General features: G+C 71.9%; 22 protein-coding genes. 15 read left to right on the top strand and 7 right to left on the bottom strand.

Annotated elements, in window-relative coordinates:
• Positions 1-85: 85 nt before the first annotated feature.
• The 10 genes from RL72_RS11215 to RL72_RS11170 all read left to right on the top strand — a co-directional run bounded on the left by RL72_RS11215 (position 86) and on the right by RL72_RS11170 (position 12,207).
• Positions 86-808 carry an L-ribulose-5-phosphate 4-epimerase gene (locus RL72_RS11215; protein WP_045250932.1) on the top strand — a complete coding sequence of 241 codons (723 nt, stop codon included), beginning with the start codon at positions 86-88 and terminating at the stop codon, positions 806-808.
• Entirely contained in the window at positions 805-2,400 is a 1,596-nt protein-coding gene (locus tag RL72_RS11210) for a xylulokinase (protein WP_045250931.1), read from the top strand. The genes RL72_RS11215 and RL72_RS11210 overlap by 4 nt, the downstream gene beginning before the upstream one ends.
• A 58-nt stretch (positions 2,401-2,458) precedes the next feature.
• Positions 2,459-3,976, top strand: coding sequence for an L-arabinose isomerase (gene araA / locus RL72_RS11205; protein ID WP_045251013.1), 1,518 nt, complete (start codon positions 2,459-2,461; stop codon positions 3,974-3,976).
• Entirely contained in the window at positions 3,976-4,920 is a 945-nt protein-coding gene (locus tag RL72_RS11200) for an aldose 1-epimerase family protein (RefSeq protein ID WP_045250930.1), read from the top strand. Before araA ends, RL72_RS11200 begins: the two co-directional genes overlap by 1 nt.
• 148 nt (positions 4,921-5,068) lie before the next feature.
• Positions 5,069-6,682: a hypothetical protein gene (locus RL72_RS20245; protein WP_052674339.1), complete on the top strand. Its 1,614-nt coding sequence runs from the start codon at positions 5,069-5,071 to the stop codon at positions 6,680-6,682.
• A 300-nt stretch (positions 6,683-6,982) separates the two neighbouring features.
• The gene (locus RL72_RS11190; RefSeq protein ID WP_045250929.1) at positions 6,983-8,497 is read left to right on the top strand and encodes a CoA-acylating methylmalonate-semialdehyde dehydrogenase; all 1,515 of its coding nucleotides are present in this window, start codon (positions 6,983-6,985) and stop codon (positions 8,495-8,497) included.
• Between the two features lie 43 nt (positions 8,498-8,540).
• The gene (locus tag RL72_RS11185) at positions 8,541-9,728 is read left to right on the top strand and encodes an acyl-CoA dehydrogenase family protein (RefSeq protein ID WP_045250928.1); all 1,188 of its coding nucleotides are present in this window, start codon (positions 8,541-8,543) and stop codon (positions 9,726-9,728) included.
• Positions 9,725-10,609 (top strand): 3-hydroxyisobutyrate dehydrogenase, encoded by an 885-nt coding sequence (gene mmsB, locus RL72_RS11180; protein ID WP_045250927.1) that lies wholly within the window; start codon positions 9,725-9,727, stop codon positions 10,607-10,609. Before RL72_RS11185 ends, mmsB begins: the two co-directional genes overlap by 4 nt.
• A gap of 276 nt (positions 10,610-10,885) precedes the next feature.
• The gene (locus RL72_RS11175; protein ID WP_045250926.1) at positions 10,886-11,662 is read left to right on the top strand and encodes an enoyl-CoA hydratase-related protein; all 777 of its coding nucleotides are present in this window, start codon (positions 10,886-10,888) and stop codon (positions 11,660-11,662) included.
• Positions 11,659-12,207 (top strand): putative immunity protein, encoded by a 549-nt coding sequence (locus tag RL72_RS11170; protein WP_052674338.1) that lies wholly within the window; start codon positions 11,659-11,661, stop codon positions 12,205-12,207. Before RL72_RS11175 ends, RL72_RS11170 begins: the two co-directional genes overlap by 4 nt.
• 60 nt (positions 12,208-12,267) lie before the next feature.
• Here RL72_RS11170 and RL72_RS11165 read toward each other — a convergent pair whose 3' ends face one another.
• The 4 genes from RL72_RS11165 to RL72_RS11150 all read right to left on the bottom strand — a co-directional run bounded on the left by RL72_RS11165 (position 12,268) and on the right by RL72_RS11150 (position 14,388).
• Positions 12,268-12,690: an organic hydroperoxide resistance protein gene (locus tag RL72_RS11165; RefSeq protein ID WP_045250925.1), complete on the bottom strand. Its 423-nt coding sequence runs from the start codon at positions 12,688-12,690 to the stop codon at positions 12,268-12,270.
• 40 nt (positions 12,691-12,730) lie between these two features.
• Positions 12,731-13,177 (bottom strand): MarR family winged helix-turn-helix transcriptional regulator, encoded by a 447-nt coding sequence (locus tag RL72_RS11160; RefSeq protein WP_175491293.1) that lies wholly within the window; start codon positions 13,175-13,177, stop codon positions 12,731-12,733.
• A 194-nt stretch (positions 13,178-13,371) separates the two neighbouring features.
• Entirely contained in the window at positions 13,372-13,812 is a 441-nt protein-coding gene (locus RL72_RS11155) for a YdeI/OmpD-associated family protein (RefSeq protein WP_045250923.1), read from the bottom strand.
• Between the two features lie 39 nt (positions 13,813-13,851).
• Complete coding sequence (locus RL72_RS11150; RefSeq protein WP_045250922.1) at positions 13,852-14,388, bottom strand: MarR family winged helix-turn-helix transcriptional regulator; 537 nt, start codon at positions 14,386-14,388, stop codon at positions 13,852-13,854.
• A 258-nt stretch (positions 14,389-14,646) separates the two neighbouring features.
• On the opposite strand from RL72_RS11150, the gene RL72_RS11145 reads away from it, so the two are divergent.
• From RL72_RS11145 to RL72_RS11135, 3 genes are read left to right on the top strand one after another with little or no spacing between them, the layout of a single operon-like run.
• Positions 14,647-15,423, top strand: coding sequence for an electron transfer flavoprotein subunit beta/FixA family protein (locus tag RL72_RS11145; protein WP_045250921.1), 777 nt, complete (start codon positions 14,647-14,649; stop codon positions 15,421-15,423).
• Positions 15,424-15,425: 2 nt separating this feature from the next.
• Positions 15,426-16,406: an electron transfer flavoprotein subunit alpha/FixB family protein gene (locus RL72_RS11140; protein WP_045250920.1), complete on the top strand. Its 981-nt coding sequence runs from the start codon at positions 15,426-15,428 to the stop codon at positions 16,404-16,406.
• 2 nt (positions 16,407-16,408) lie between these two features.
• Positions 16,409-18,124 (top strand): cytochrome b/b6 domain-containing protein, encoded by a 1,716-nt coding sequence (locus tag RL72_RS11135; RefSeq protein WP_045250919.1) that lies wholly within the window; start codon positions 16,409-16,411, stop codon positions 18,122-18,124.
• Positions 18,125-18,261: 137 nt separating this feature from the next.
• On the opposite strand, the gene RL72_RS11130 is transcribed toward RL72_RS11135, so the two are convergent.
• Positions 18,262-18,768 (bottom strand): GNAT family N-acetyltransferase, encoded by a 507-nt coding sequence (locus tag RL72_RS11130; protein WP_045250918.1) that lies wholly within the window; start codon positions 18,766-18,768, stop codon positions 18,262-18,264.
• A gap of 141 nt (positions 18,769-18,909) precedes the next feature.
• Between RL72_RS11130 and RL72_RS11125 the strand changes: the two genes are divergently transcribed.
• On the top strand, positions 18,910-19,470 hold the full coding sequence (locus RL72_RS11125; RefSeq protein ID WP_045250917.1) for an acyl-CoA thioesterase: 561 nt from the start codon (positions 18,910-18,912) through the stop codon (positions 19,468-19,470).
• A gap of 71 nt (positions 19,471-19,541) precedes the next feature.
• Positions 19,542-20,924: a hypothetical protein gene (locus RL72_RS11120; RefSeq protein WP_156156782.1), complete on the top strand. Its 1,383-nt coding sequence runs from the start codon at positions 19,542-19,544 to the stop codon at positions 20,922-20,924.
• A 15-nt stretch (positions 20,925-20,939) separates the two neighbouring features.
• Here RL72_RS11120 and RL72_RS11115 read toward each other — a convergent pair whose 3' ends face one another.
• Both RL72_RS11115 and RL72_RS20110 read right to left on the bottom strand, forming a co-directional pair.
• On the bottom strand, positions 20,940-21,506 hold the full coding sequence (locus RL72_RS11115) for a hypothetical protein (RefSeq protein WP_156156781.1): 567 nt from the start codon (positions 21,504-21,506) through the stop codon (positions 20,940-20,942).
• Positions 21,503-22,095, bottom strand: a 593-nt coding sequence (locus RL72_RS20110; RefSeq protein WP_052674336.1) for a hypothetical protein, incomplete at its 5' end; no start/stop codon positions are given. The genes RL72_RS11115 and RL72_RS20110, both read right to left, overlap by 4 nt.

The raw sequence follows: 22,095 nt of genomic DNA, 5'->3' as shown, positions 1-22,095 counted from the left end.
GACGACCCGGTGCCCGGGTGTCACACTTGTCCGTGACCGGTCACAGTCGCCCAGGAGCATCTCGGGCGCCACCGAGAGGATCCGCATGACCCGTTCCGCCCCCGAGATCGAGCAGGCGATCGACGCCGTCCGCGCCGACGTCGCCCGGCTGCACGCCGAGCTCGTGCGCTACGGTCTCGTGGTCTGGACCGGCGGCAACGTGTCGGGCCGGGTCCGCCTCTCCGACGACGGCAGCGGCGACCTCTTCGTCATCAAGCCCTCCGGCGTGAGCTACGACGACCTGGCGCCCGAGAACATGATCCTCTGCGATCTCGACGGCGCGGTGGTGCCGGGCACCGCCGGCAGCGACCGCGCCCCGTCCAGCGACACCGCCGCCCACGCGTACGTCTACCGGCACATGCCCGAGGTCGGCGGGGTGGTGCACACGCATTCCACGTACGCCGTGGCCTGGGCGGCGCGCGGTGAGGAGATCCCCTGCGTCATCACCGCCATGGCGGACGAGTTCGGCGGTCCGATCCCCGTCGGGCCGTTCGCGATCATCGGCGACGACTCGATCGGCCGGGGGATCGTCGAGACTCTGCGTGGGCACCGCAGCCGTGCGGTGCTCATGCAGAACCACGGACCGTTCACGATCGGCGTGAATGCGGCGGACGCGGTCAAGGCCGCCGTCATGGTCGAGGACGTGGCGCGCACCGTGCACCACGCGCGAGAGGCCGGGCCGCTCATCCCGCTCCCGCAGGAGGCGATCGACCGCCTCTTCGACCGCTACCAGAACGTGTACGGCCAGAGCGCGGACGCCCGCCGATGAGCGCGCGCGACGACATCCTCTCCGGCCGGACGAGCCTGGGGATCGAGCTCGGATCCACCCGCATCAAGGCGTGCCTGATCGGATCCGATCCGTCCGTCGTGCTCGCCTCCGGGTCCGCCGCCTGGGAGAACCGGCTCGAAGACGGCCTGTGGACCTACGGCCTGGACGAGGTCTGGGCCGGCCTCCAGGCGGCCTATGCCGCGCTGGTCGCGGACGTGCACGACCGGTACGGCGTGCGGCCGACGACGTTCGGAGCCCTCGGGATCTCGGCCATGATGCACGGATACCTGGCGTTCGACGCCGCGGGCGAACTGCTGGTGCCCTTCCGCACCTGGCGCAACACCAACACCGCCGTCGCGGCCGCCGAGCTCACCGAGCTGCTCGGGGTGAACATCCCGCTGCGCTGGTCGATCGCGCATCTGCACCAGGCGGTCGTCGACGGGGAGGTCCACCTGCCGCGCATCGCGAGCGTGAACACCCTCGCCGGATACGTGCACGAGCGGCTCACGGGGCGGCGGGTCCTGGGTGTCGGCGACGCCTCGGGGATGTTCCCGATCGACGCCGCGACGGGAGCCTACGACGCCGCCAAGGCGCGCGCGTACGACGCCCTCGCCGCCGGGCGGCTGCCCGCGCCCCTGACGGACCTGCTTCCGGCGGTGCTGCCCGCGGGCGCGGACGCGGGGGCGCTCACCGCCGACGGGGCGCTGCTGCTGGATCCCTCCGGAACGCTCGCGCCCGGCATCCCGCTGTGCCCGCCCGAGGGCGACGCCGGCACCGGGATGGTCGCCACCAACGCCGTCGCCCCGCGCACGGGGAACGTGAGCGCCGGCACGAGCATCTTCGCGATGGTCGTGCTCGAGCGTCCGCTCGACGGCGTGCACCAGGAGATCGACCTCGTCACGACGCCGGCGGGCGACGCGGTCGCGATGGTGCACTGCAACAACGGCGCGAGCGAGCTCGCCGCCTGGGCGGGGCTGTTCACGCGGTTCGCCACCGCGGCCGGGGCGCCGGTGAGCGACGACACCGCCTTCGAGGCGCTCTTCCGCGAGGCGCTCGACGGCGACGCCGACGCCGGGGGAGTGCTCGCCTACAACCACCTCGCGGGGGAGCCGATCGCGGGGCTGACGGAGGGGCGGCCCCTGCTGGTGCGCACCCCCGGCAGCGCCTTCACCCTGGCGAACGTCATGCGCGCGCAGCTCTACGGCGTATTCGGGACGCTCGCACTGGGCATGCAGACCCTCGCCGCCGAGGGCGTGCGGCTCGACCGCATGTTCGCCCACGGGGGCATGTTCCGCACGGCCGGCGTCGCGCAGCGCTTCCTCGCTGCGGCGCTGGGCGCCCCCGTCGCGATCGGTGAGGCGGCCTCCGAGGGCGGGGCGTGGGGGATCGCCGTGCTCGCGTCCTATCTCGCGCACGCCGGGGAGCTCGACCTCGGTGCATACCTCGACCGGCGGGTGTTCGCCTCGGCCGCGCTCGTCGTCGCGGACCCGGATCCCGCCGACGCCGCCGGCTTCGCCGCCTACCTCGACCGCTACCGTGCGGGACTCGCCATCGAGGCCGCCGCGGTGGCCTCCCTTCCCTCCGGTCGTTGAGCGACGCGTCGCCCGGCTGCGCTCCTCGCTCGACGACCGGCACACAGAAAGGCCGATGATGCCGACACTGACCACCTCCCTCGACGGCTACGAGGTCTGGTTCCTCACGGGCAGCCAGCACCTGTACGGTCCGCAGACGCTCGCGCAGGTCGCAGACCAGTCGCAGCAGATCGCGCGGATCCTCGACGAGGCCGGCGACGTGCCGGTGCGCATCGTGTGGAAGCCGGTGCTCACCGACTCCGCGGCGATCCGGCGCACCGCCCTCGAGGCGAACGCCGACGACCGGGTGATCGGCCTGATCGCCTGGATGCACACGTTCAGCCCGGCGAAGATGTGGATCGCCGGCCTCGACGCCCTGCAGAAGCCGCTCGCGCACCTGCACACCCAGGCCAACGTGGAGCTGCCCTGGGCCGACATCGACTTCGACTTCATGAACCTGAACCAGGCCGCCCACGGCGACCGCGAGTTCGGCTACATCCAGACGCGCCTCGGGGTGCCCCGCAAGACGATCGTCGGACACGCGTCCGACCCCCGCGTGCAGCGGGAGCTGGGCATCTGGCAGCGGGCCGCGGCCGGCCTGGCCGCGAGCCGCTCGATGAAGCTCGCGCGCTTCGGCGACAACATGCGCTACGTCGCCGTGACCGAGGGGGACAAGACGGAGGCCGAGCTGCGCTTCGGCGTGCAGGTCAACACGTGGGGCGTCAACGAGCTCGCCGAGGCGGTCGCCGCGGCGGCGGAGTCCGACATCGACGCGCTCGTGGCGGAGTACGAGGAGCGATACGCGGTGGTGCCCGAGCTGCGCAAGGGCGGGGAGCGGCATTCGTCCCTGCGCGACGGCGCGGCGATCGAGCTCGGGCTGCGCTCGTTCCTCGAGGAGGGCGGGTTCGCGGCGTTCACGACCTCGTTCGAGGATCTCGGCGCGCTGAAGCAGCTCCCGGGCCTCGCCGTCCAGCGGCTCATGGCCGAGGGCTACGGCTTCGGCGCCGAAGGCGACTGGAAGACGGCGGTGCTCGTGCGCATCGCGAACGTCATGGGCGCCGGCCTTCCCGGAGGTGCGAGCCTCATGGAGGACTACACCTACGACCTGACGCCCGGTGACGAGCTCATCCTGGGCGCGCACATGCTCGAGGTCTCGCCGTCGCTGACCACGCAGAAGCCCACGCTCGAGATCCATCCGCTGGGCATCGGCGGCAAGGACGACCCGGTGCGGCTGGTGTTCACGGCGGATCCGGGATCCGCGATCGTCGTCGCGCTGAGCGACATGCGCGATCGATTCCGCCTGACCGCCAACGTCGTCGAGAACGTCGCCCCGCGCGCGGCTCTGCCGAACCTTCCGGTCGGCCGTGCCGTCTGGAAGCCGCAGCCCGACTTCACGACGTCCGCGGCGGCCTGGCTGACCGCCGGGGCCGCGCACCACACGGTGATGTCGACCGCCGTCGGGATCGAGGCGTTCCGAGACTTCGCCGAGATGGCCGAGGTGGAGCTGCTCGTGATCGACGAGAGCACCACCCTGCCGGAGTTCCAGCAGCGGGTGCGGTGGAACCAGGCGTACTACCGCCTCGCGCAGGGACTGTGATGGCGGACGAGGAACCGCTGCCGCGCTCCGGGCGGCAGTTCGCGCTCGCCGCGGAGGGCTATGAGGCCGACATCGCCTCGGTGGGCGCCACGCTGCGCGCGCTGCGGTTCGAAGGACGGGACCTCGTGGTGCCGTTCGCGGCCGACCAGGTGCGTCCGAACTACCGCGGGGCCACGCTCGCGCCCTGGCCCAATCGGGTCGTCGACGGGCGCTACGCCTTCGGCGGGGCGGAGCATCGGCTGCCGCTGACCGAACCGGAGCGCGGGCACGCGCTGCATGGCCTCGTCGCGTGGAGCGCGTTCGTCGCGCGCGTGGTGGAGCCGGACCGCGTGGTGCTCGCCACGACCATCGAACCGCAGGCCGGGTATCCGTTCCGCGTCGAGGTCGTGGTGGAGTACCGCCTGGGCGCGGACGGGCTCACCCAGACGGTGACCGGGCGCAACACCGGAACGGATCCAGCGCCCTGGGGCACCGGGCCGCACCCGTATCTCGTGGCGGGCGACGCCGAGGACGAGGCGCCTCCCGTGGACGGGTGGACTCTCCTCCTCCCCGCGTCGGCCGTCCTGACGGTCACGCCCGACCGGTTGAGCCCGGTCGCGCTCGAGCCCGTCGACGCGCATCCGCAGTGGGACTTCCGCGCGGCTCGCCGGATCGGCGCGACCTTCATCGACCATGCGTTCACGGAGCTGGCGGCCACGGACGGGATCGCCTCCGTCGAGGTGCGTGCCCGCGACGGCCGCGGGGTCGCGCTGCACGCGGACGAGGCGTGCCGGTGGATGCAGATCCACACGGCCGACACGCCCGCGGATCCCGCGACGCACCGGATCGGTCTCGCGGTCGAGCCGATGACGTGCGCCCCCGACGCCTACAACTCGGGCGCGGGACTCACGGTGCTCCCCCCACGCGGCGAGCACGTCGCCTCCTGGCGCATCCAGGCCCTCTGAGCCTGGGGGACCCGTTCCGTCGGTTCCGTCTATTTGCGTCAAACCGTGGGTTCCGAGGGTCAAAAGCCACGGTTTGACGCAAATAGACGGAACGGCCGGGGAGTTCTGCCCATCGAGCAGGGGCCCCGCGCTGAGTATCGTGTTGTCCATGCCAACTGAGGGGGAGCCGCTGCAGGGCGGCCACGAGCTCGATTTCGGATCCACGGCGCAGCAGCCGACGCCGCCACCGCCCGCGGACGCACCCGCCCCGGCCCCGGCCGACGGCGCCCCGGCCGATGCAGCGCCGATCGAGGCAGGTCCTCCCGAGGCCGCTCCTGCCGTGCCCGCGCAGCCGGCCGAGGCCGCGCCCGAGACGGCGCCCGCGCCCGAGGCCGCGCCCGCCGCACCCGAACAGCCGACCGAGGCCTTCCCCACCGAGGCGTTCCCGCCCCCGGGGTCCTATCCCGCACCCGTGGTTCCCGGAGCCGCGGCGCCGGGCCAGCCTTCCGCCGCCCCGTCCTCCGGCGCTGCGCAGTCGTACCCTGGCCAGCCGGCGCAGGAGTACCCGGCCACGCAGGCGCAGGCCTACCCCGGCCAGCCGGGTCAGCCTTACGGCGCACAGTCGGGACAGTCGACGCAGGCCTATCCCGGTCAGCCGGGGCAGCCCTACGGCGCGCAGCCCGGGCAGGCTTACGGCGCGCAGCCGGCGCCCTCGTATCCGGGGCAGCCCTACGGCGCACCGGTCGCGCAGCCGTACCCGGGGCAGCCCTACGGCGCGCAGCCGGGCCAGGCCCCCGGCGGGCAGCCTCCGAAGAAGACCTCGAAGGGTCTGCTCTGGGGCCTGATCGGCGGCGGCGCGGCCCTGGTGATCGTCGCGATCCTCGTCGTGGCGCTGCTCGTGGTGCCCGCCCTGACCCGCTCGTCCGTCACGGCCGCCGACACGGTGAAGGCCTACCTGACCGCCGTCTCGAAGGGCGACGCGAAGACGGCCCTCGGCTACCTCGAGAGCGTCCCGGACAAGAAGCTGCTCACCGACTCCGTGCTGAAGGCCTCCGACAAGCTCGGCGGGGTCAGCCACATCACGGTGAAGAAGGGCGGCGAGGGCAAGTACTCCGGCGCCGTCGCGGCGAGCTTCGAGGTCGGCGGCCGCACCGTGTCGACCACGTACGAGGTGTACAAGGTCAAGGACGCCTGGAAGATCACGAACGGCGTGACGCCGATCTCGCTGGACAGCCTGCGCGGGCTCGACGCGACGTTCAACGGCGTGCCGACCGCCGACATCACGGATGCGTACGTGTTCCCCGGCACCTACCAGATCGCGCTGGACTCCAAGTACTTCTCGATCGACGGCGACTCGACCTTCGCGATCGCGTCCTACGACGACGCGTCGGCCCTCTACGACGTCCGCACCAAGCTCAACGATGCGGGGGTCTCCCAGTTCCGCTCGCTCGTGCGCTCGGCGGTCGAGGCGTGCGTGGCCATGAAGACCCTGGCCACGCCCTGCGGCATGGACATCACCGCGATCGACCTCTCCGGTGCGAGCCCGGTGGAGGGAACCGTCACGCGCACGCTCACGGCGGACGGCAGCGCCGCCCTCGACGCGCTGCAGCCTGAGAGCAACGGATCCTCGCCCACGGTGGTCTCCGCGTACGACTCGATCCCCGTCGACATGAGTCTGCAGGGCAGCGACGGCCAGACCTACACGGTCACCTTCGGCGGCTATCTGGAGACCCCCACGGTGGACTTCGGCAAGCCGAGCCCCCAGGTCACCTGGGAGCAGTGAGCCGCTGAGCCCCGCGAACGAGAGGACCCCCGCCGACCCGATTCGGCGGGGGTCCTGCGGTTCGTGACCGCTGGACGCCCGTGCGAGAAAGCCGGGCGGATCCCTGAAGCGCGGGGAAGACGAGCACCCGATCCGGTCAGCGTCTGCGGCCCGCGCGAGATCTGTTGTACGTGCTCAAGGTGACGGGGAGGTGAACTGGCCGCCAGGTGTCGATGAATTACATGGAAGCCCTCGTAACTACATGGACGGCCATGTAATCTGGAGTCCGCGTCGACGACGACGCAGAACCAGGAGCACACGATGGTCCGCGACATCACCCACTTCATCGGAGGATCCGGGATCCCCGGCAGCCCGGAGGCGAACGGAGGGCGCTGGGGCGAGGTCTTCGACCCCTCGACCGGCGCCGTGCAGGCGCGCGTGCCGCTCGCGAGCGCGCATGAGGTGCGCGCGGCGATCGCCGACGCGGAGGCGGCGCAGCCGGGCTGGGCGGCGACGAACCCGCAGAAGCGCGCGCGGGTGCTCATGCGCTTCCTCGAGCTCCTCCGCGACGAGACCGATGAGCTGGCCGCGCTGCTGTCCAGCGAGCACGGCAAGACCGTCGACGATGCTCGGGGCGACATCCAGCGCGGCGTCGAGGTGATCGAGTTCTGCATCGGCGCCCCGCACCTGCTCAAGGGCGAGTACTCCACGGGCGTGGGCGCCGGCATCGACGTCTACTCGATGCGCCAGCCGCTCGGCGTGGTGGCGGGCATCACGCCGTTCAACTTCCCCGCGATGATCCCGCTCTGGCAGATGGGTCCGGCCATCGCCGCCGGCAACGCGTTCATCCTCAAGCCCAGCGAGCGCGACCCCTCGGTGCCCGTGCGGATCGCCGAGCTGTTCCTGGAGGCCGGGCTCCCGGCGGGCATCCTCAACGTCGTGCACGGCGACAAGGAGGCCGTCGACGTGCTGCTCACCGACGAGCGGGTGCGCGCGATCGGCTTCGTCGGATCCACGCCGATCGCCGAGTACATCTACTCGACGGCGAACGCGCACGGCAAGCGCGCCCAGTGCTTCGGCGGCGCGAAGAACCACCTGGTGGTCATGCCGGACGCCGATCTGGACCAGGCGGCCGACGCGCTCATCGGCGCGGGCTACGGCTCGGCGGGGGAGCGCTGCATGGCGATCTCGGTGGCCGTCCCGGTCGGCGACGACACCGCCGACGCGCTCACGGCGAAGCTCGTGGAGCGGATCGAGAAGCTGAAGGTCGGTCCGTCCGACGCGCCGGGCGTGGACTACGGCCCGCTCGTGAACGCCGCCGCGGTCGATCGCGTGACCGGCTACATCCAGCAGGGGATCGATGCGGGCGCCGACCTCGTCGTGGACGGTCGCGGGTTCTCCGTGCCGGGCCACGAGCAGGGGTTCTATCTCGGCCCGACCCTGTTCGACCGGGTGACGACGGACATGTCGATCTACCGGGAGGAGATCTTCGGCCCGGTGCTCGTGGTGGCCCGCGCGGCCGACTACGAGGAGGCGCTGCGCATGGCGTCGGAGCACGAGTTCGGCAACGGCGTGGGCATCTTCACGCGCGACGGCGACGCCGCCCGCGACTTCGTGGCCCGGGTGAACGTGGGGATGGTCGGGGTGAACGTCCCGATCCCGGTGCCGATCGCGTACTTCACCTTCGGCGGCTGGAAGCGCAGCGGGTTCGGTGATCTGAACCAGCACGGCGCCGACGCCTTCCGCTTCTACACGAAGACCAAGACCGTGACCAGCCGCTGGCCCGCCGCCGGGGTGCGCGAGGGCGCCAGCTTCGTCATCCCGACGATGCACTGATCCGTCCCCGCTCACGACAGCTGCGACCCACGAGGAGCACACCATGACCACCGTCACCACCCCGGTCGCGATGACCGCGGAAGAGCGCGCCGCCATCCTCGGCGCCGTGCGCGAGTTCGCCGAGACCGAGCTCGCCCCTTTCGCCGCCGAGCGCGACGAGAAGCACCTGTTCCCCCGCGACACCCTGCGCCGTGCCGGGGAGCTGGGCCTCGGCGGCATCTATGCGCGCGAGCAGTCCGGCGGCACCGGCCTCGAGCGCGTCGACACGGTCGCGATCTTCGAGGAGCTCGCGAAGGGCGACCCCACGATCGCGGCGTACATCTCGATCCACAACATGGTCGTCTGGATGATCGACAGCTACGGCAGCGAGGCGCAGCTCGATCGCTGGATGCCCGAGCTCGTCTCCATGGAAGGTCTCGGCAGCTACTGCCTCACCGAGCCGGGCGCGGGCTCCGACGCCGCGGCCCTCGCCACGAGCGCGACCCGCGACGGCGACGACTACGTGCTGACCGGCGTGAAGCAGTTCATCTCGGGCGCCGGCGAGGCCGCGGTCTACATCGTGATGGCGCGCACGGGCGCGCCGGGCGCGCGCGGCATCTCTGCGTTCCTCGTCCCCGGGGACACGGCCGGCCTGAGCTTCGGGGCCCCGGAGAAGAAGATGGGCTGGCACGCGCAGCCGACCCGCCAGGTCGTCCTGGACGGTGTGCGGGTGCCCGCGTCGAACATGCTCGGATCCGAGGGGCAGGGCTTCGCGATCGCGATGAGCGCGCTCAACGGCGGGCGGCTCAATATCGCCGCCTGCTCGATCGGCGGCGCGCAGTGGGCCCTCGACCGCGCGGTGCAGTACGTGCACGAGCGGGAGGCGTTCGGCGAGCCGCTCGCCGAGAAGCAGTCGATCCTGTTCGCCGTCGCCGACATGCGCACGGATCTGCAGGCCGCGCGGCTCATGGTGCGCGACGGCGCGCAGGCCGTGGACCAGAAGGCGCCGGACGCCACGATGCGCTGCGCGATGGCCAAGCGCTTCGCGACCGACGCCGGTTTCGACGTCGCCAACCGCGCCCTTCAGCTGCACGGCGGCTACGGGTACCTTCAGGACTACGGGATCGAGAGGGTCGTCCGTGATCTGCGGGTGCATCAGATCCTGGAAGGGACGAACGAGATCATGCGACTCATCGTCGGACGCGAGATGCTGCGCCCTGCCGGATCCCAGCAGATGCGGAGCGCATCATGACGCGCGTGGCGTTCCTCGGTCTCGGCCACATGGGCCTGCCGATGGCGCTCAACCTGATCAAGGCCGGCCACGAGGTCCGCGGCTTCGACGTCATGCCCGCAGCGGTCGATGCGGCATCGGCGGCGGGCGTGCCGATCGCTCAGTTCGGAGTCGACGCGGTGGCCGGCGCGGAGGTCGTCATCACGATGTTCCCCGCCGGCAGGCATGTGATCTCGGCCTACCAGGACGAGCTGCTGGGCGCTGCGGATCCCGGCACGCTGTTCATCGAGTGCTCGACGATCGCGGTCGATGAGGCGCGGACGGCGCACGCCCTCGCGGTCGAGGCAGGGCACCGCAACGTCGACGCCCCGGTGTCGGGCGGCGTGGTGGGCGCCGAGAACGGCACGCTCGCCTTCATGGTGGGTGGATCGGACGAGGACTTCGCCACCGCCCTTCCCCTGCTGGAGGTCATGGGCAAGCGCATCGTGCACTGCGGAGGACCCGGGCTCGGGCAGGCCGCCAAGGTGTGCAACAACATGATCCTGGGGGTCTCCCAGATCGCCGTCGCCGAGGCGTTCGTGCTCGGTGAGCGGCTGGGCCTGGAGCATCAGGCACTGTTCGACGTGGTGTCGCAGGCGTCGGGGCAGTGCTGGGCGATCACGACGAACTGCCCGGTGCCGGGGCCGGTGCCGACGAGCCCCGCCAACCGCGACTACCGGCCGGGGTTCGCCGGCGCCCTCATGGCGAAGGACCTCGGGCTCGCGCTGCAGGCGATCGAGGGGACGGGCACGGAGGCGCGCATGGGCCGGCTCGCACAGGAGATCTACGCGGAGTTCGCCGCGGGCGCGGGTGCCGGGCGTGACTTCTCCGGGATCATCACCGACATCCGCGACGCCTCCTGACGGATCCGCAGCGGGAATCCCGATCCTGTCGCGGCGCGGGAGTTCTTAGGGCATGTGTTTCCCTCCCCGGGGCCTGTTCCCCTCCCCGGACATGCGGTGCCCAGGGGAGGGAAAGGCGCTAGAGGGAGGGAAACGGTGCAGCAGGGACCCGCGCGGGGCAGGCCAGGCGGGAGCGGAACGGGGGCCGGGCTGCGGCCGGAGAGGGTGCGGACACCGTCCGTTCACCGACATCGGGGATACTGGAAGCGCCACGACGGTGCGGCGAAAGGACGGGACATGGCCGAGTACGAGACGATCCTCACGGAGCAGCGCGGGCGGGTCGGCTGGATCACCCTCAACCGTCCGCAGGCGTTGAATGCGCTGAACTCGCAGGTCGCCGCGGAGGTCACCGCCGCCGCCACCGCGTTCGACGCGGACGAGGGCATCGGGGCGATCGTGGTCACCGGCTCGGAGAAGGCGTTCGCCGCCGGGGCCGACATCAAGGAGATGGAGTCGATGTCGGCGGCCGAGATGATCGCGACCGACCACTTCGGCGTGTGGCGCGACTTCGCCGCGGTGCGGACTCCGGTGATCGCCGCCGTGTCCGGATTCGCCCTGGGCGGCGGATGCGAGCTCGCGATGATGTGCGACATCATCCTGGCGGCGGACACGGCGAAGTTCGGCCAGCCCGAGGTGAACCTGGGCGTGATCCCGGGCATGGGCGGCACACAGCGCCTGATCCGCGCCGTCGGCTACTACAAGGCGGCCGAGCTGGTGTTGTCCGGGCGCATCATGGGCGCGGAGGAGGCGGAGCGCGCCGGCCTGGTGTCGCGCGTCGTGCCGGCCGCGGATCTGCTCGCGGAGGCGTCGACCCTGGCGGCGTCGATCGCGGCCAAGTCGCTGCCCTCGATCATCGCCGCCAAGGCCGCGCTCGACGCCGCCATGGAGACGACGCTCGCGGTCGGGCTGGACATCGAGCGCGAGGCCTTCGCGTCGCTGTTCGACACCGTCGACCAGAAGGAGGGCATGGCGGCCTTCCGCGAGAAGCGTCCTCCGCAGTTCGTGAACCGGTGACCGACGTGGCCGACATCCGCCCTCTCGGATCCGCTTCGGATCCCCGTCGCCGGACCGCGTCCGCCGACCCCGCCGGCGACGTGTCCAACGTGGTGCCGCTGTTCGCCGATGGTGCGCTGCCCGACCCCGAGGACCTGCGCCTGAGCGAGGACGACCGTCGCGAGCTGGTCGGATGGACCATCGCGTGCGCCGAGCGTCTCCTGCCGCTGTTCCAGGCCGAGCGTCCGGACGACGACCGGCCCCGAGAGGCGCTGGCCGCGGCCGAGGCGTTCCTGCGCGGCGAGCTCGACATCGACGCCGTGCGGGAGAAGGCGTTCGCGTGTCACGAGGCGGCGCGCGAGGCGCAGGATCCGAGTGCCGTCGCGGCCGCACGCGTGTGCGGCCAGGCGGTGGCGGTCGCGCATCTCGCCGGGCACAGCCGGCAGGTGCCGCGGCACACCGCCCGTGCGTTTCCGGGCGACCGCTCTCGCCGCGACGAGGAGCTCGCCTGGCAGCGGATGAACATCCCCGCCCGGTTCGACGCCTACGTGTACGAGGGCGACTGAGCCGCATCCGCCGGACGTGCGCCGCGCCGGGAGTGGGCGGGAACCCGACGCGGCACGGGATCAGTCCTCGGAGACGACGACCGTCACCTCGATGTTGCCGCGGGTCGCGTTCGAGTAGGGGCAGACCTGGTGCGCGGCGTCGGCGAGCGCCTGGGCCTGCGCGAGCTCGAGGCCGGGGAGCACGACGTCCAGGCGCACGGCCAGCTGGTAGCCGCCCTGGCCGTTCGGGCCGATCTGCACGCGGCCGGCGACCGAGGAGTCGGCGATCGCGACCTTCTGGGTGCGGGCGACGGCCTGCAGCGCGGAGTGGAAGCAGGCGCTGTACCCGGCCGCGAAGAGCTGCTCGGGGTTCGCTCCGTCGCCGGATCCGCCCATCTCGCGCGGGATGGCGAGGTCGAGGTCGACGCGGCGGTCGGTGGTGACGACGCGGCCGTTGCGGCCTGCTCCGGTCGCGATGGCTTCGGCGGTGTAGAGGACGTCCATGGGTGATCTCCTTCTGGTCTTCTGGTCGAGGTGGGCGGGTTCAGGGTCGGGCCGCGTCGGTGGCCACGGCGTGCATCGAGGACGAGATCTCGTGCAGCCGGCGGATGAGGTCCTCGGCGCTGGTGCGGTCGGGGAGGGCGAAGCCCTCGGCGATCTGGCGGGGGATGTCGCTGAGCTCACCGCGCAGACGGCGGCCGCGATCGGTGACGGCGATCGAGACGACGCGCTCATCGGGGGAGCGCCGCTCGCGCACGATCAGGTCGCTCTGCTCCATCCGCCGCAGCAGCGGCGAGAGCGTGCCGGAGTCGAGCTGCAGGCGGTCGCCGAGCGACGACACGGTCTGCTCGCCATCCAGCCACAGCGTCACCATCACGAGGTACTGCGGGTAGGTGAGGCCCCAGGGCGCGAGGAGCGCCCGATAGGCCTGGGTCGTCGCCCGCGTCGCGGCGTAGAGCGCGAAGCACACCATCTCGTCTGTTGCGGCCATGACAGAAGCATTGCAGACAATTCAGTTGTGCACAACTTAGTGGGGACATGGTTCGCCGTCTCGGCGGTCGGCTCGCTGGTCGCGGATTGTGGCTTTGAGCACTGGAATCCCGCAATCTGCGACCAGTGAACGGATCCCGGCGGCCCGGTCAGTGCAATCCGCGACCGGCGAGCGGGATCCGGGGGAGCGGCCGGTCAGGCGCGGAGTTCGTCGAGCGCCTTTGCGATGCGGCGCTCGCGGGTCGCCTCCTGCTTGGCGTCGGCGACCGACCCGGCGAGCTCCTTGCGACGCGTGAAGCTGAGCGCTTCGAAGGCGCCGGTCAGCCCCGCCTCGGCGAGGGCCGCGGCGAGCGCCTCGGGCACCTCGGCCGTGCGCTCGGCGGTGTCGGCCGCGATCACCGCGTCGAACTCGTCGCCGAGCTCGACGCCGATCGCGGCGCGGTTCGCCTTGCTGAAGCCGATGAGGTTCTTGCCGCCCATCCTGGCCAGGCGCAGTCGCGCGGTCTTCTCGCCGACCGTGACCACGACGGGGAAGGCCTTGGCGGTGCTCAGCTCGGCGACCTGCGCATCGCTGAGCACGATCGCCCCTGCCGGTCCCATGGGCTCGAGGGTGGTGCGGATCCTGAGTTCGCTCATGACCGTCAGCCTAGGTCCGCTCGAGGACGAAGGATCCCATCAGAGCGGATCCGGCTGCGGGCGCGGGTCGGCGAAGTCCCCGGCGGCCTTGCGCATGCGCGCCACGATCGCGACGAGGTCGGCGGCGTCCTCTGCGGAGATCCCGGGATCGGCGAACACCTCGTCGTTGAGCGCCGTGGTGGCGCGCTCGACGAGTTCGCGACCGGTCTCGGTGAGCTCGAGCAGCGCGGCGCGTCCGTCGTGAGGGTCGCGATGGCGAGCGATGAGCCCGTCGCGCACGAGGCGGTCCGCGGTGCTGGACACGCTCGTCGCATGCACCTGCAGGCGTGCGACGACGCTGGAGAGCGGAAGCGTCCCGGTGCGGCTGAACGCGAGCAGGCGCAGCACCTCGTACCGGGCGAAGGAGAGGGTGAACGGGCGCAGAGCCGCGTCCACGCGGGCGAGCAGGAGCTGCTGCGCGCGCATCACCGAGGTCACGAGCGACATGCCGTCGGCGGCATCGGTCCAGCCGTGCGCGAGCCACTGCCGCTTCGCCTCGGCGAGGGGATCGATGGGCAGCGGATGCGGGCGGGCCATGTCCCTACGTTACCGGGGCGGTCACCGGATCCCGGGCTTCCCGCGGCCGTCGCGGACACCGTTCGTGGTGCTCCGCCAAACCGTCCCCGGCGAGGCGGCGCGCGGCTTGGAGGGTTGCGCCAGAGGGCGTCCGGGAGCCCTGGAGGGAGTCGGATCCGACCCCGCCGCTGAGGTACGCTGGCACCACGTTATCGCCCGGTAACCGGGGCGATCCCGCCTGCGGCCGGGTGGCCGGCCAAGCTCGCGTGAGGAGGCTCGATGAAGATCTTCGTCCTGGTGAAAGAGGTGCCCGACACCTACGGGGACCGCAAGCTCGACCTGGAGACGGGTCTGGCCGACCGCGGCGCCGGAGAGGTGGTGCTCGACGAGATCACCGAGCGGGCCCTCGAGGTGGCCCTGAGCCACGCCGATGCGAACCCCGGCACCGAGGTCGTCGCGCTGTCGATGGCGCCGGAGTCGGCGACGGCGTCGATCCGCCGCGCGCTCGCCATCGGCGCAGGATCAGCCGTCCACGTGGTCGACGAGGCACTGCAGGGCGCGGACCTGGGCGTCACGGCCGCGGTGCTGGCGGCGGCGATCCGCCGCGGCGAGCCCGACCTGGTCATCACCGGGAACCTCTCCACCGACGGCTCGGCGGGCGTGATCCCGGCGATGCTCGCGGAGCACCTCGGGTTCGCCCAGGCCACCGCCCTGAGCGCGGTCGAGATCGGTGCCGACGCCGTGACCGGAACGCGCGCGACCGACTTCGGCTCCCAGCAGGTGACCGTGCCGCTCCCCGCCGTGATCTCCATCACCGAGGCCCTGCCCGACGCGCGGTTCCCGAACTTCAAGGGCATCATGGCGGCGAAGAAGAAGCCGCTCGAGGTGCTCACCCTCGCCGACCTCGGCGTCAGCGCCGACCCGGCGGAGGCGCCGCAGACCATCCTCACGGCCGCGGCCGAGAAGCCGCCGCGCGCGGCGGGCGTGAAGATCACGGACGAGGGCGACGCCGCGGCGCAGCTCGTCGAGTTCCTCGTGCAGAACAGGCTGGTGTGATCATGGCGTACCCGGACAACGCGATCCTCGTGCTCGTCGACGTGACCCCCGCGGGAGCCGCGTCGCCGTCGACCGCGGGCCTTCTCGGCGCCGCCGCGCAGCTGGGCGCTCCGATCGCCCTCGTCGCCGCCCCGGCGGGCACCGCCCAGGCGGCGGTCGACGCCGCCGTCTCCGCGGGCGCGCAGGTCGTGCTCACCGCCGACATCGACGCGGCCGGGGTCACCGTGCCCGTCGTCGACGCGCTGCAGGCCGCGTACCGTGCCGTGCGGCCGGATGCGGTGCTCGTCTCGAACTCGATCGCCGGGCGGGACGTCGCCGGACGCCTGGCCGTGCGCGAGCACCTGGCGCTGTCGGTCGACGCGATCGGCGTCTCCCGTGACGAGGAGGGCGTGGTCGCGCACCATTCGGTCTACGGCGGCGCGTTCCTCACCGATTCGGCGCCCACGTTCGACGCCCCGATCATCACGGTGCGCCAGGGTGCGATCGACGCCCGCGCCGAGGCCGTCACCGACGCCCGCGTCGAGGCGCTCGCCGTCGAGCCGTCCGGGGCCGCAGCGGCGACGGGATCCGCGATCGAGGCCGTCGAGGCGACCTCGTCGCGCCCCGAGCTCCGCGGTGCCAAGGTCGTCGTCTCGGGCGGCCGCGGGCTCGGATCCAAGGAGAACTTCGCTCTTGTCGAAGAGCTGGCCGACGAGCTGGGCGGCGCGATCGGCGCCTCCCGTGCCGCCGTCGACGCCGGCTACATCCCGTACGCGCACCAGGTGGGTCAGACCGGCGTCTCGGTGTCGCCGCAGCTCTACGTCGCGCTGGGCATCTCGGGTGCCATCCAGCACCGCGCGGGCATGCAGACCGCCAAGACGATCGTCGCGATCAACAAGGATCCCGAGTCGCCGATCTTCGACGTCGCGGACTTCGGCATCGTGGGCGACCTGTTCACCGTCGTGCCGCAGGTGATCGAGCAGCTGCGCGCGCGGAAGAAGTAACCATGGCCACTCTGCGGAGGGGACTGCCGCGCACCCCGGGCGGGGACGCCTGGCCGCCCGCCGGCGTGGTCGCGTCCGATGCGCTCGCGTCCGCCGACGCCGCATCCGGCGATGAGCGATCCGTCGCGGTGGATTCCGCTGCTCCGAGCGCCCCCGCAGCGGGGGGTTCCCTCTCTGCTGCGTCGGTGGTGACATCGGTGGGGGAGGACGTCGCGCCGAAAGCCGCGGAACAGGCGACGACGGTCTCGGCGTCGGCGGATCGGCTTCGCGAGGGATCCGGCGCGGCAGCGGGCGGATCCCCCCTCCGCCGGGGACTGCCGCGGGTGAGCGGAGGCGAGCCGTGGCCCCCGGCCGGTGTCGCGGTGCCGGGAGGCGCTGCGAGCGTCCCCGCGCCGGTGGTGCAGACCGACGCCGCGCGCACTGCGGAGGCTCCGCAGGCCTCGTCCAGCGCTCCGGCCGCGACCCCCGCTGCGCCCGCCGCCTCCGCTCCCGATCTCCCCTCGGCTGAGCGTGCCACGGCTCCCGGAACCTCTCTGCGCCGCGGTCTGCCGCGCGTGGCAGGCGGCGATCCGTGGCCGCCCGCGGGGTCCGTGCGTGCGTCGGCGGCGCCCGCCGCGGTGTCCGAGGTCCTCGAACAGGCTGCTGCGGCCTTGCCGAGCGCTGAACCCGCGACCGCGGAGCCGGCGACCACGGCGGCGGCGACTTCCGCGGCGGCGAGCGCGGTGGCGCGTCGTCCCGACGTGTCCGCCCCTCTGCCCTTCACCCGCACCGTGTGGAACGGCTCCGCTCCGCGCCGCGTGTCCGCCGAGCCTGCTCCCTCGAAGCTCAGCCCCACCTGGCCGCAGGCGATCGGAGGGCTGTTCGCCGCCGCGGGCCTCGCGGTGCTGGCCGGCGCGGGGATCGCGATCGTGCGGGCGTTCCTCAGCCTCCCGTTCATGCAGGACTTCCTCACCACGTACCCAGGCGAGTACCACCTGCCCGCCGGCGCCCCCGTCGGCCTTCCCGCGTGGATCGGCTGGCAGCATTTCTTCAACGTGTTCCTGATGACGCTGATCATCCGCTCCGGCCTCCGGGTGCGCAGCGAGAAGAGGCCGACCGCCTTCTGGACGCCGCGCGGCAACCCGAAGGGCAAGATCAGCCTCACGCTGTGGTTCCATCAGGGGCTGGATCTGCTCTGGATCCTCAACGGCGTGGTGTTCATCGTGCTGCTGTTCGTCACGGGGCAGTGGATGCGGCTCGTGCCGACCAGCTGGGAGGTCTTCCCGAACGCGCTGTCGGCGGCGCTGCAGTACGTCTCGTTCGACTGGCCGACCGAGAACGGCTGGGTGAACTACAACAGCCTGCAGCAGCTCGCCTACTTCACGGTGGTGTTCCTGGCCGCGCCCGTCGCGATCGCCACGGGATTCCGCATGTCGGGGCTGTGGCCCAAGAAGGCCGAGGGCCTCTCGAAGGCCTACCCGATCGAGGTCGCCCGCGCGCTGCACTTCCCGACGATGCTCTTCTTCGTAGCGTTCATCGTGGTGCACGTCGCACTGGTGCTGCTGACCGGGATGCTCCGCAACCTGAACCACATGTTCGCCGCCCAGGACGCGGTGACCTGGACCGGGTTCTGGGTGTTCCTGCTGTCGCTCGCCGTGATCGCCGGCGGCTGGATCGCCGCGCGGCCGCTCGTGCTCGCCCCCATCGCGAAGCTGTTCGGCCAGGTCTCCGGCCGCTGACCGCGCCGGATCCGCCCCCGCCCTCGCGGGACCGGATCCGATCCCGAAACCCCCACCACACGCCGATACCCCCTCCGAGCGACGGAGCTCGGAGGGGGTTTCGACGGTGTGCGGGGGTTTCGGCCGAGGAGGGCGGCTCAGCGGACGAAGCGGACTTCCTTGATCGTCTCGCCCAGGAACGGCTCCTGCTGCGACGCGCCGTCGAGGGTGAACCCGTTGCGCGCGTAGAAGCGGTGTGCGCGGGGGTTGTCCTCGGCGACCCACAGGTAGCAGCGCTCGCCGGCGGCGACGGCGGCCTCGAAGAGCCGCTGGCCGATGCCGGTGCCGTGCCAGGCATCGAGGAGGTAGATGAAGTAGAGCTCGCGCTCGGCCGGCGGGTTGTCGTCGCGGGCGGGACCCGAGCCCACGAACCCGACGATCTCGCCGTCGACGAGCGCCGCGCTCATGCGGTACTCCTCGCCCTGGGACGCCCAGTGCGTCCACAGCTCCGCCAGGCGCTTGGGCGACACGGCCTCGAGCGTGGCGGTGCTGATCAGGTGGTCGTAGGTCTCGTGCCAGCACTTCGCGTGCACGCGGCCGAGCGCTTCGGCATCCACATCGCGAACGGGCCGGACGGTGACGGTGGGAAGGGCTTCGGCGCTCATGTTCGCGACTCTACGCGTGCCGTGCGCTGACGCGAAATCGAGCGGCGACATGCATTTCAGTCGCGTTTCGCGCCTCGAACGCTCTGTGGAGATCCGACAAGCGATCCTCGTGATCCGTGCCGGATTCACTACGCTCCTGCTGTGAACGTGATCTGGCGCACCATGCTCGTCATCCTGTCCGCCCGCCGTCGTGCCCGCCGCGGCCAGAGCCTCGCCCCGACGGCCGTCGGCCGCATCCGCCTCACCACGCTGCCGACGGACATCGACATCCTCCGGCACATGAACAACGGCCGGTACCTGTCGCTGTTCGACCTCGGCCGATGGGATCTGCTGATCCGCACCGGGCTTTTCGACGCCATGAAGGAGCGCGGGTGGTACGCCGTGGTCTCGAGCGAGACGATCACGTTCCGCAAGTCGCTCGAGCTGTGGCAGCGCTTCGACATCGAGTCGCGGTTCATCGGCCACGACGACAAGGCGCTGTTCATGGAACACAGGGCCGTGGTCGCCGGCGAGGTGTACGCCAAGGTCATCGTGCGCGCGCGCATGCTGCGCCGCACCGGAGGCACCGTCTCGCACGAGGAGTTCTTCGGGGCGCTGGGTCGTCCGGAGGACGTGCCGGGCGTCGAGGACTGGATCCACGACTGGGCCGCCGCCTCGGCGCTGCCGCCCACGAAGGCGCCGGCCCCGAGCATCTGGGACTGACCGGCCGCGGCGCTCGGGAAGCAATCGCACCGCGGCCCCGGGAAGCGCGGCGGGCGCGCTAATCTGAGCGCGTGGGGGCGATACTGCGGACGACCGGCCGGGTGCTGTGGATGCGGTGGCCTGCGCTGCTGGCCTGGTATCTCGCGGGAATCCTCGTGCACTACGTGGTGAACGAGGTCGCCGGCGTCGTGGGCGCGTACACGTCGGTCGGCGGGCTGCTGATCCTCCCGATCGCCGTGCTCGCGCGCCTCATCAGCCTGGTCGGGATGCTGCTCGTCATGCGCGACGGCCTGCGTGCGCTGCAGAGCGTCGCGCCGGTGCCCGAGGCGGCCGCGGAACGGCGACGCAGTTTCCTCACGGCTCTGCTGGCGAGCATCCTGCCCTTCTTCGCGGTGTACGCCGCGCAGGGCCTGCTCCGCGAGGACATCCAGGCCTACGGGCTGCGCGCGCTCGCGAAGAACACCGAGGAGATCAGGGCCACCCTCGGCACCGACCGCACCTTCGACCCGGGCGACAACGTGCTCGAGCTGTCGTTCAACGTGTGGACGGTGCTGATCATCGTCGGCGCGTTCGCCGCCCGCTGGGCATGGGGACGCTGGTCGAACCGGCTGCCGCGTGCGATGGCGCTCGCCGCGGTCTACTGCGAAGTGATCTGGGTCTTCTTCTCGGTGCTGCTGCTGAAGGACGTCACGCAAGCCGTGACCGCCTGGATCGACACGCGGGCGGCCGTGGCGTGGCTCGGAGAGGTCCGCGCGACGCTCGCGGGCTGGCTGCCTCCCCTCGTCTGGCTCGGCGACGGCATCGGCTGGCTGCTCGGCCAGGCGGGGCCGGTGCTCCTCGCGCCGCTGGCTTGGCTCACGGTTGCCGGAGTCGTCTACGGGCAGGCGATCGTGGCGGAGAAGCTGCAGATCCAGCACCGGCTCATCGTGCAGATGCACGAGCGGGTCGCGCGGGTGCCCAACCCCGTGATGCGACGGCTGCGCGACCTCGGCGCCGAACTCGGATCGCGCTTCCTCCCGATCTGGCGCGCGATCCTGCTGATGTGGCGCGCCGGGCCGCTCATCATCGCGTCGTACGCGCTGCTCTACACGGTCGTCGTCGTGGCGCAGTCCTGGCTGCGTTACGGCGTGAGCCGTTGGATCGGACCGCACGACCTCGATCTCTTCTGGAACGTGTACTGGCCGGTGATCTTCCTGATCCCGCCGCTGATCATGGAGCCGATCCGCCTCGCCGTGGTGGCCGGCGCCTACGACACCACGTTCGGGATGCTGCGCCGCGCGCAGCAGGCGCGCAGCGATGCGGCCGCGCCCGCGACAGAGGACGAGGTCGACGCCGCGGCGATCACCGCAGCCGCGGGGGCGCTGCCCAGCGCTGCCCTGCGCGAGCCTGCGTCGTCACGGACCACCAAACTGCCGCCCGGCGCGCCGGTGCCGCCGGCCGTGCCGCCGGCCTGACCGGGGTCGCCGGACTCAGGGATCGATGCTGAAGCGTACGTACTTCGACTTCGCGGAGAGCGGCTCCAGATCGACCCAGAACGGGCCCTCCACATCGTCCGGGACGACGTAGGGGAGGACCAGCTCGTAGCGCTCGGCCTTCTCGCCCTCGAACGTCGGCACGCAGTCCTCGGGCTCGTCGTCGTTCCACAGCAGACCCAGCTCGGTGCGCGCCGACAGCCAGACCCGCCCCGTGCTCTTCTGGACCAGCTTGGGCGACCAGCACCCCGGACCCTTGTCGCCCGTCGGATCCACCGGAACGCCGACGAGGATGAGCTTCGCGTTCGGGGGCATGTCGAGTCCGGAGGTGTCGGCGACCTCCTTGGAGCGCACCGGGCCCCAGGTCGCGCCCTGCAGCTCCACGGTGCCCGACTTCCCGGGCTCCACGGCCCAGACCGGCTGGCCCGAGCCGGGGAACGCGTGATCCCACTTCCACCAGCCGATGCCGAGTACCGTCGCCGGCAGCAGCACCGCCAGCACGCCGAGGCTGAGGAGGTTGCTGCGCCACCAACCCCGCCGGATGGGGGTCGCGTCGTCCGTCATCGTGCCCACCCCTCCGGATCGAGGGTGATCTCGTTCTGCATCGCGACCTGATCGAGATCGACCACGACCTCGATCACGCCGTCGGCGTCCGTGTCGTAGTCCACCGCGAACTCGAGGGTCGCGGTGCCCTCCAGCGATCCAGGCGGCACCTCGAAGGCGATGCTCCCGTGTCGCGGGACGCCCGTGACCAGCACCATGTTCCGGGCGCTCTCGCCGCGCTCCGTGGCGGAGTACGTGCGGTCGCCGAGGTGCAGGTTCGAGGTGGCCAGCAGGGCTCCGAACTGGTCCACGACGGCGGCGGCGTCGAAATCGACGACGAGCCACGTGCCGTCGGCGCGCCAGCGCCGGCCGTCCGAGACCGCATGGGCGGCGCGGACGCGGGTGACGGTCATCGCCAGGTTGCGGGTGGTGGCGGGCTCGCCGACGGTGGTGCGGCTGACGAAGCTCTCGTAGGGGGCGTCGTCGGGCTGCTGCAGCTGGATGAGTCCCCATGCCGCGATGACGAGGACGATCGACAGGGCCCAGACGCCGAGCGTGCGCAGCCGGCTGCGGGGCGGAGCCGGCGGAGGGGCGGCGGGCGACGGCGCGG

This window comes from Microbacterium azadirachtae, assembly GCF_000956545.1.
Lineage (GTDB): Bacteria > Actinomycetota > Actinomycetes > Actinomycetales > Microbacteriaceae > Microbacterium > Microbacterium azadirachtae.
Note: the sequence above shows the minus strand (reverse complement) of the source record. Positions and strands in the feature narration are given on the sequence as shown.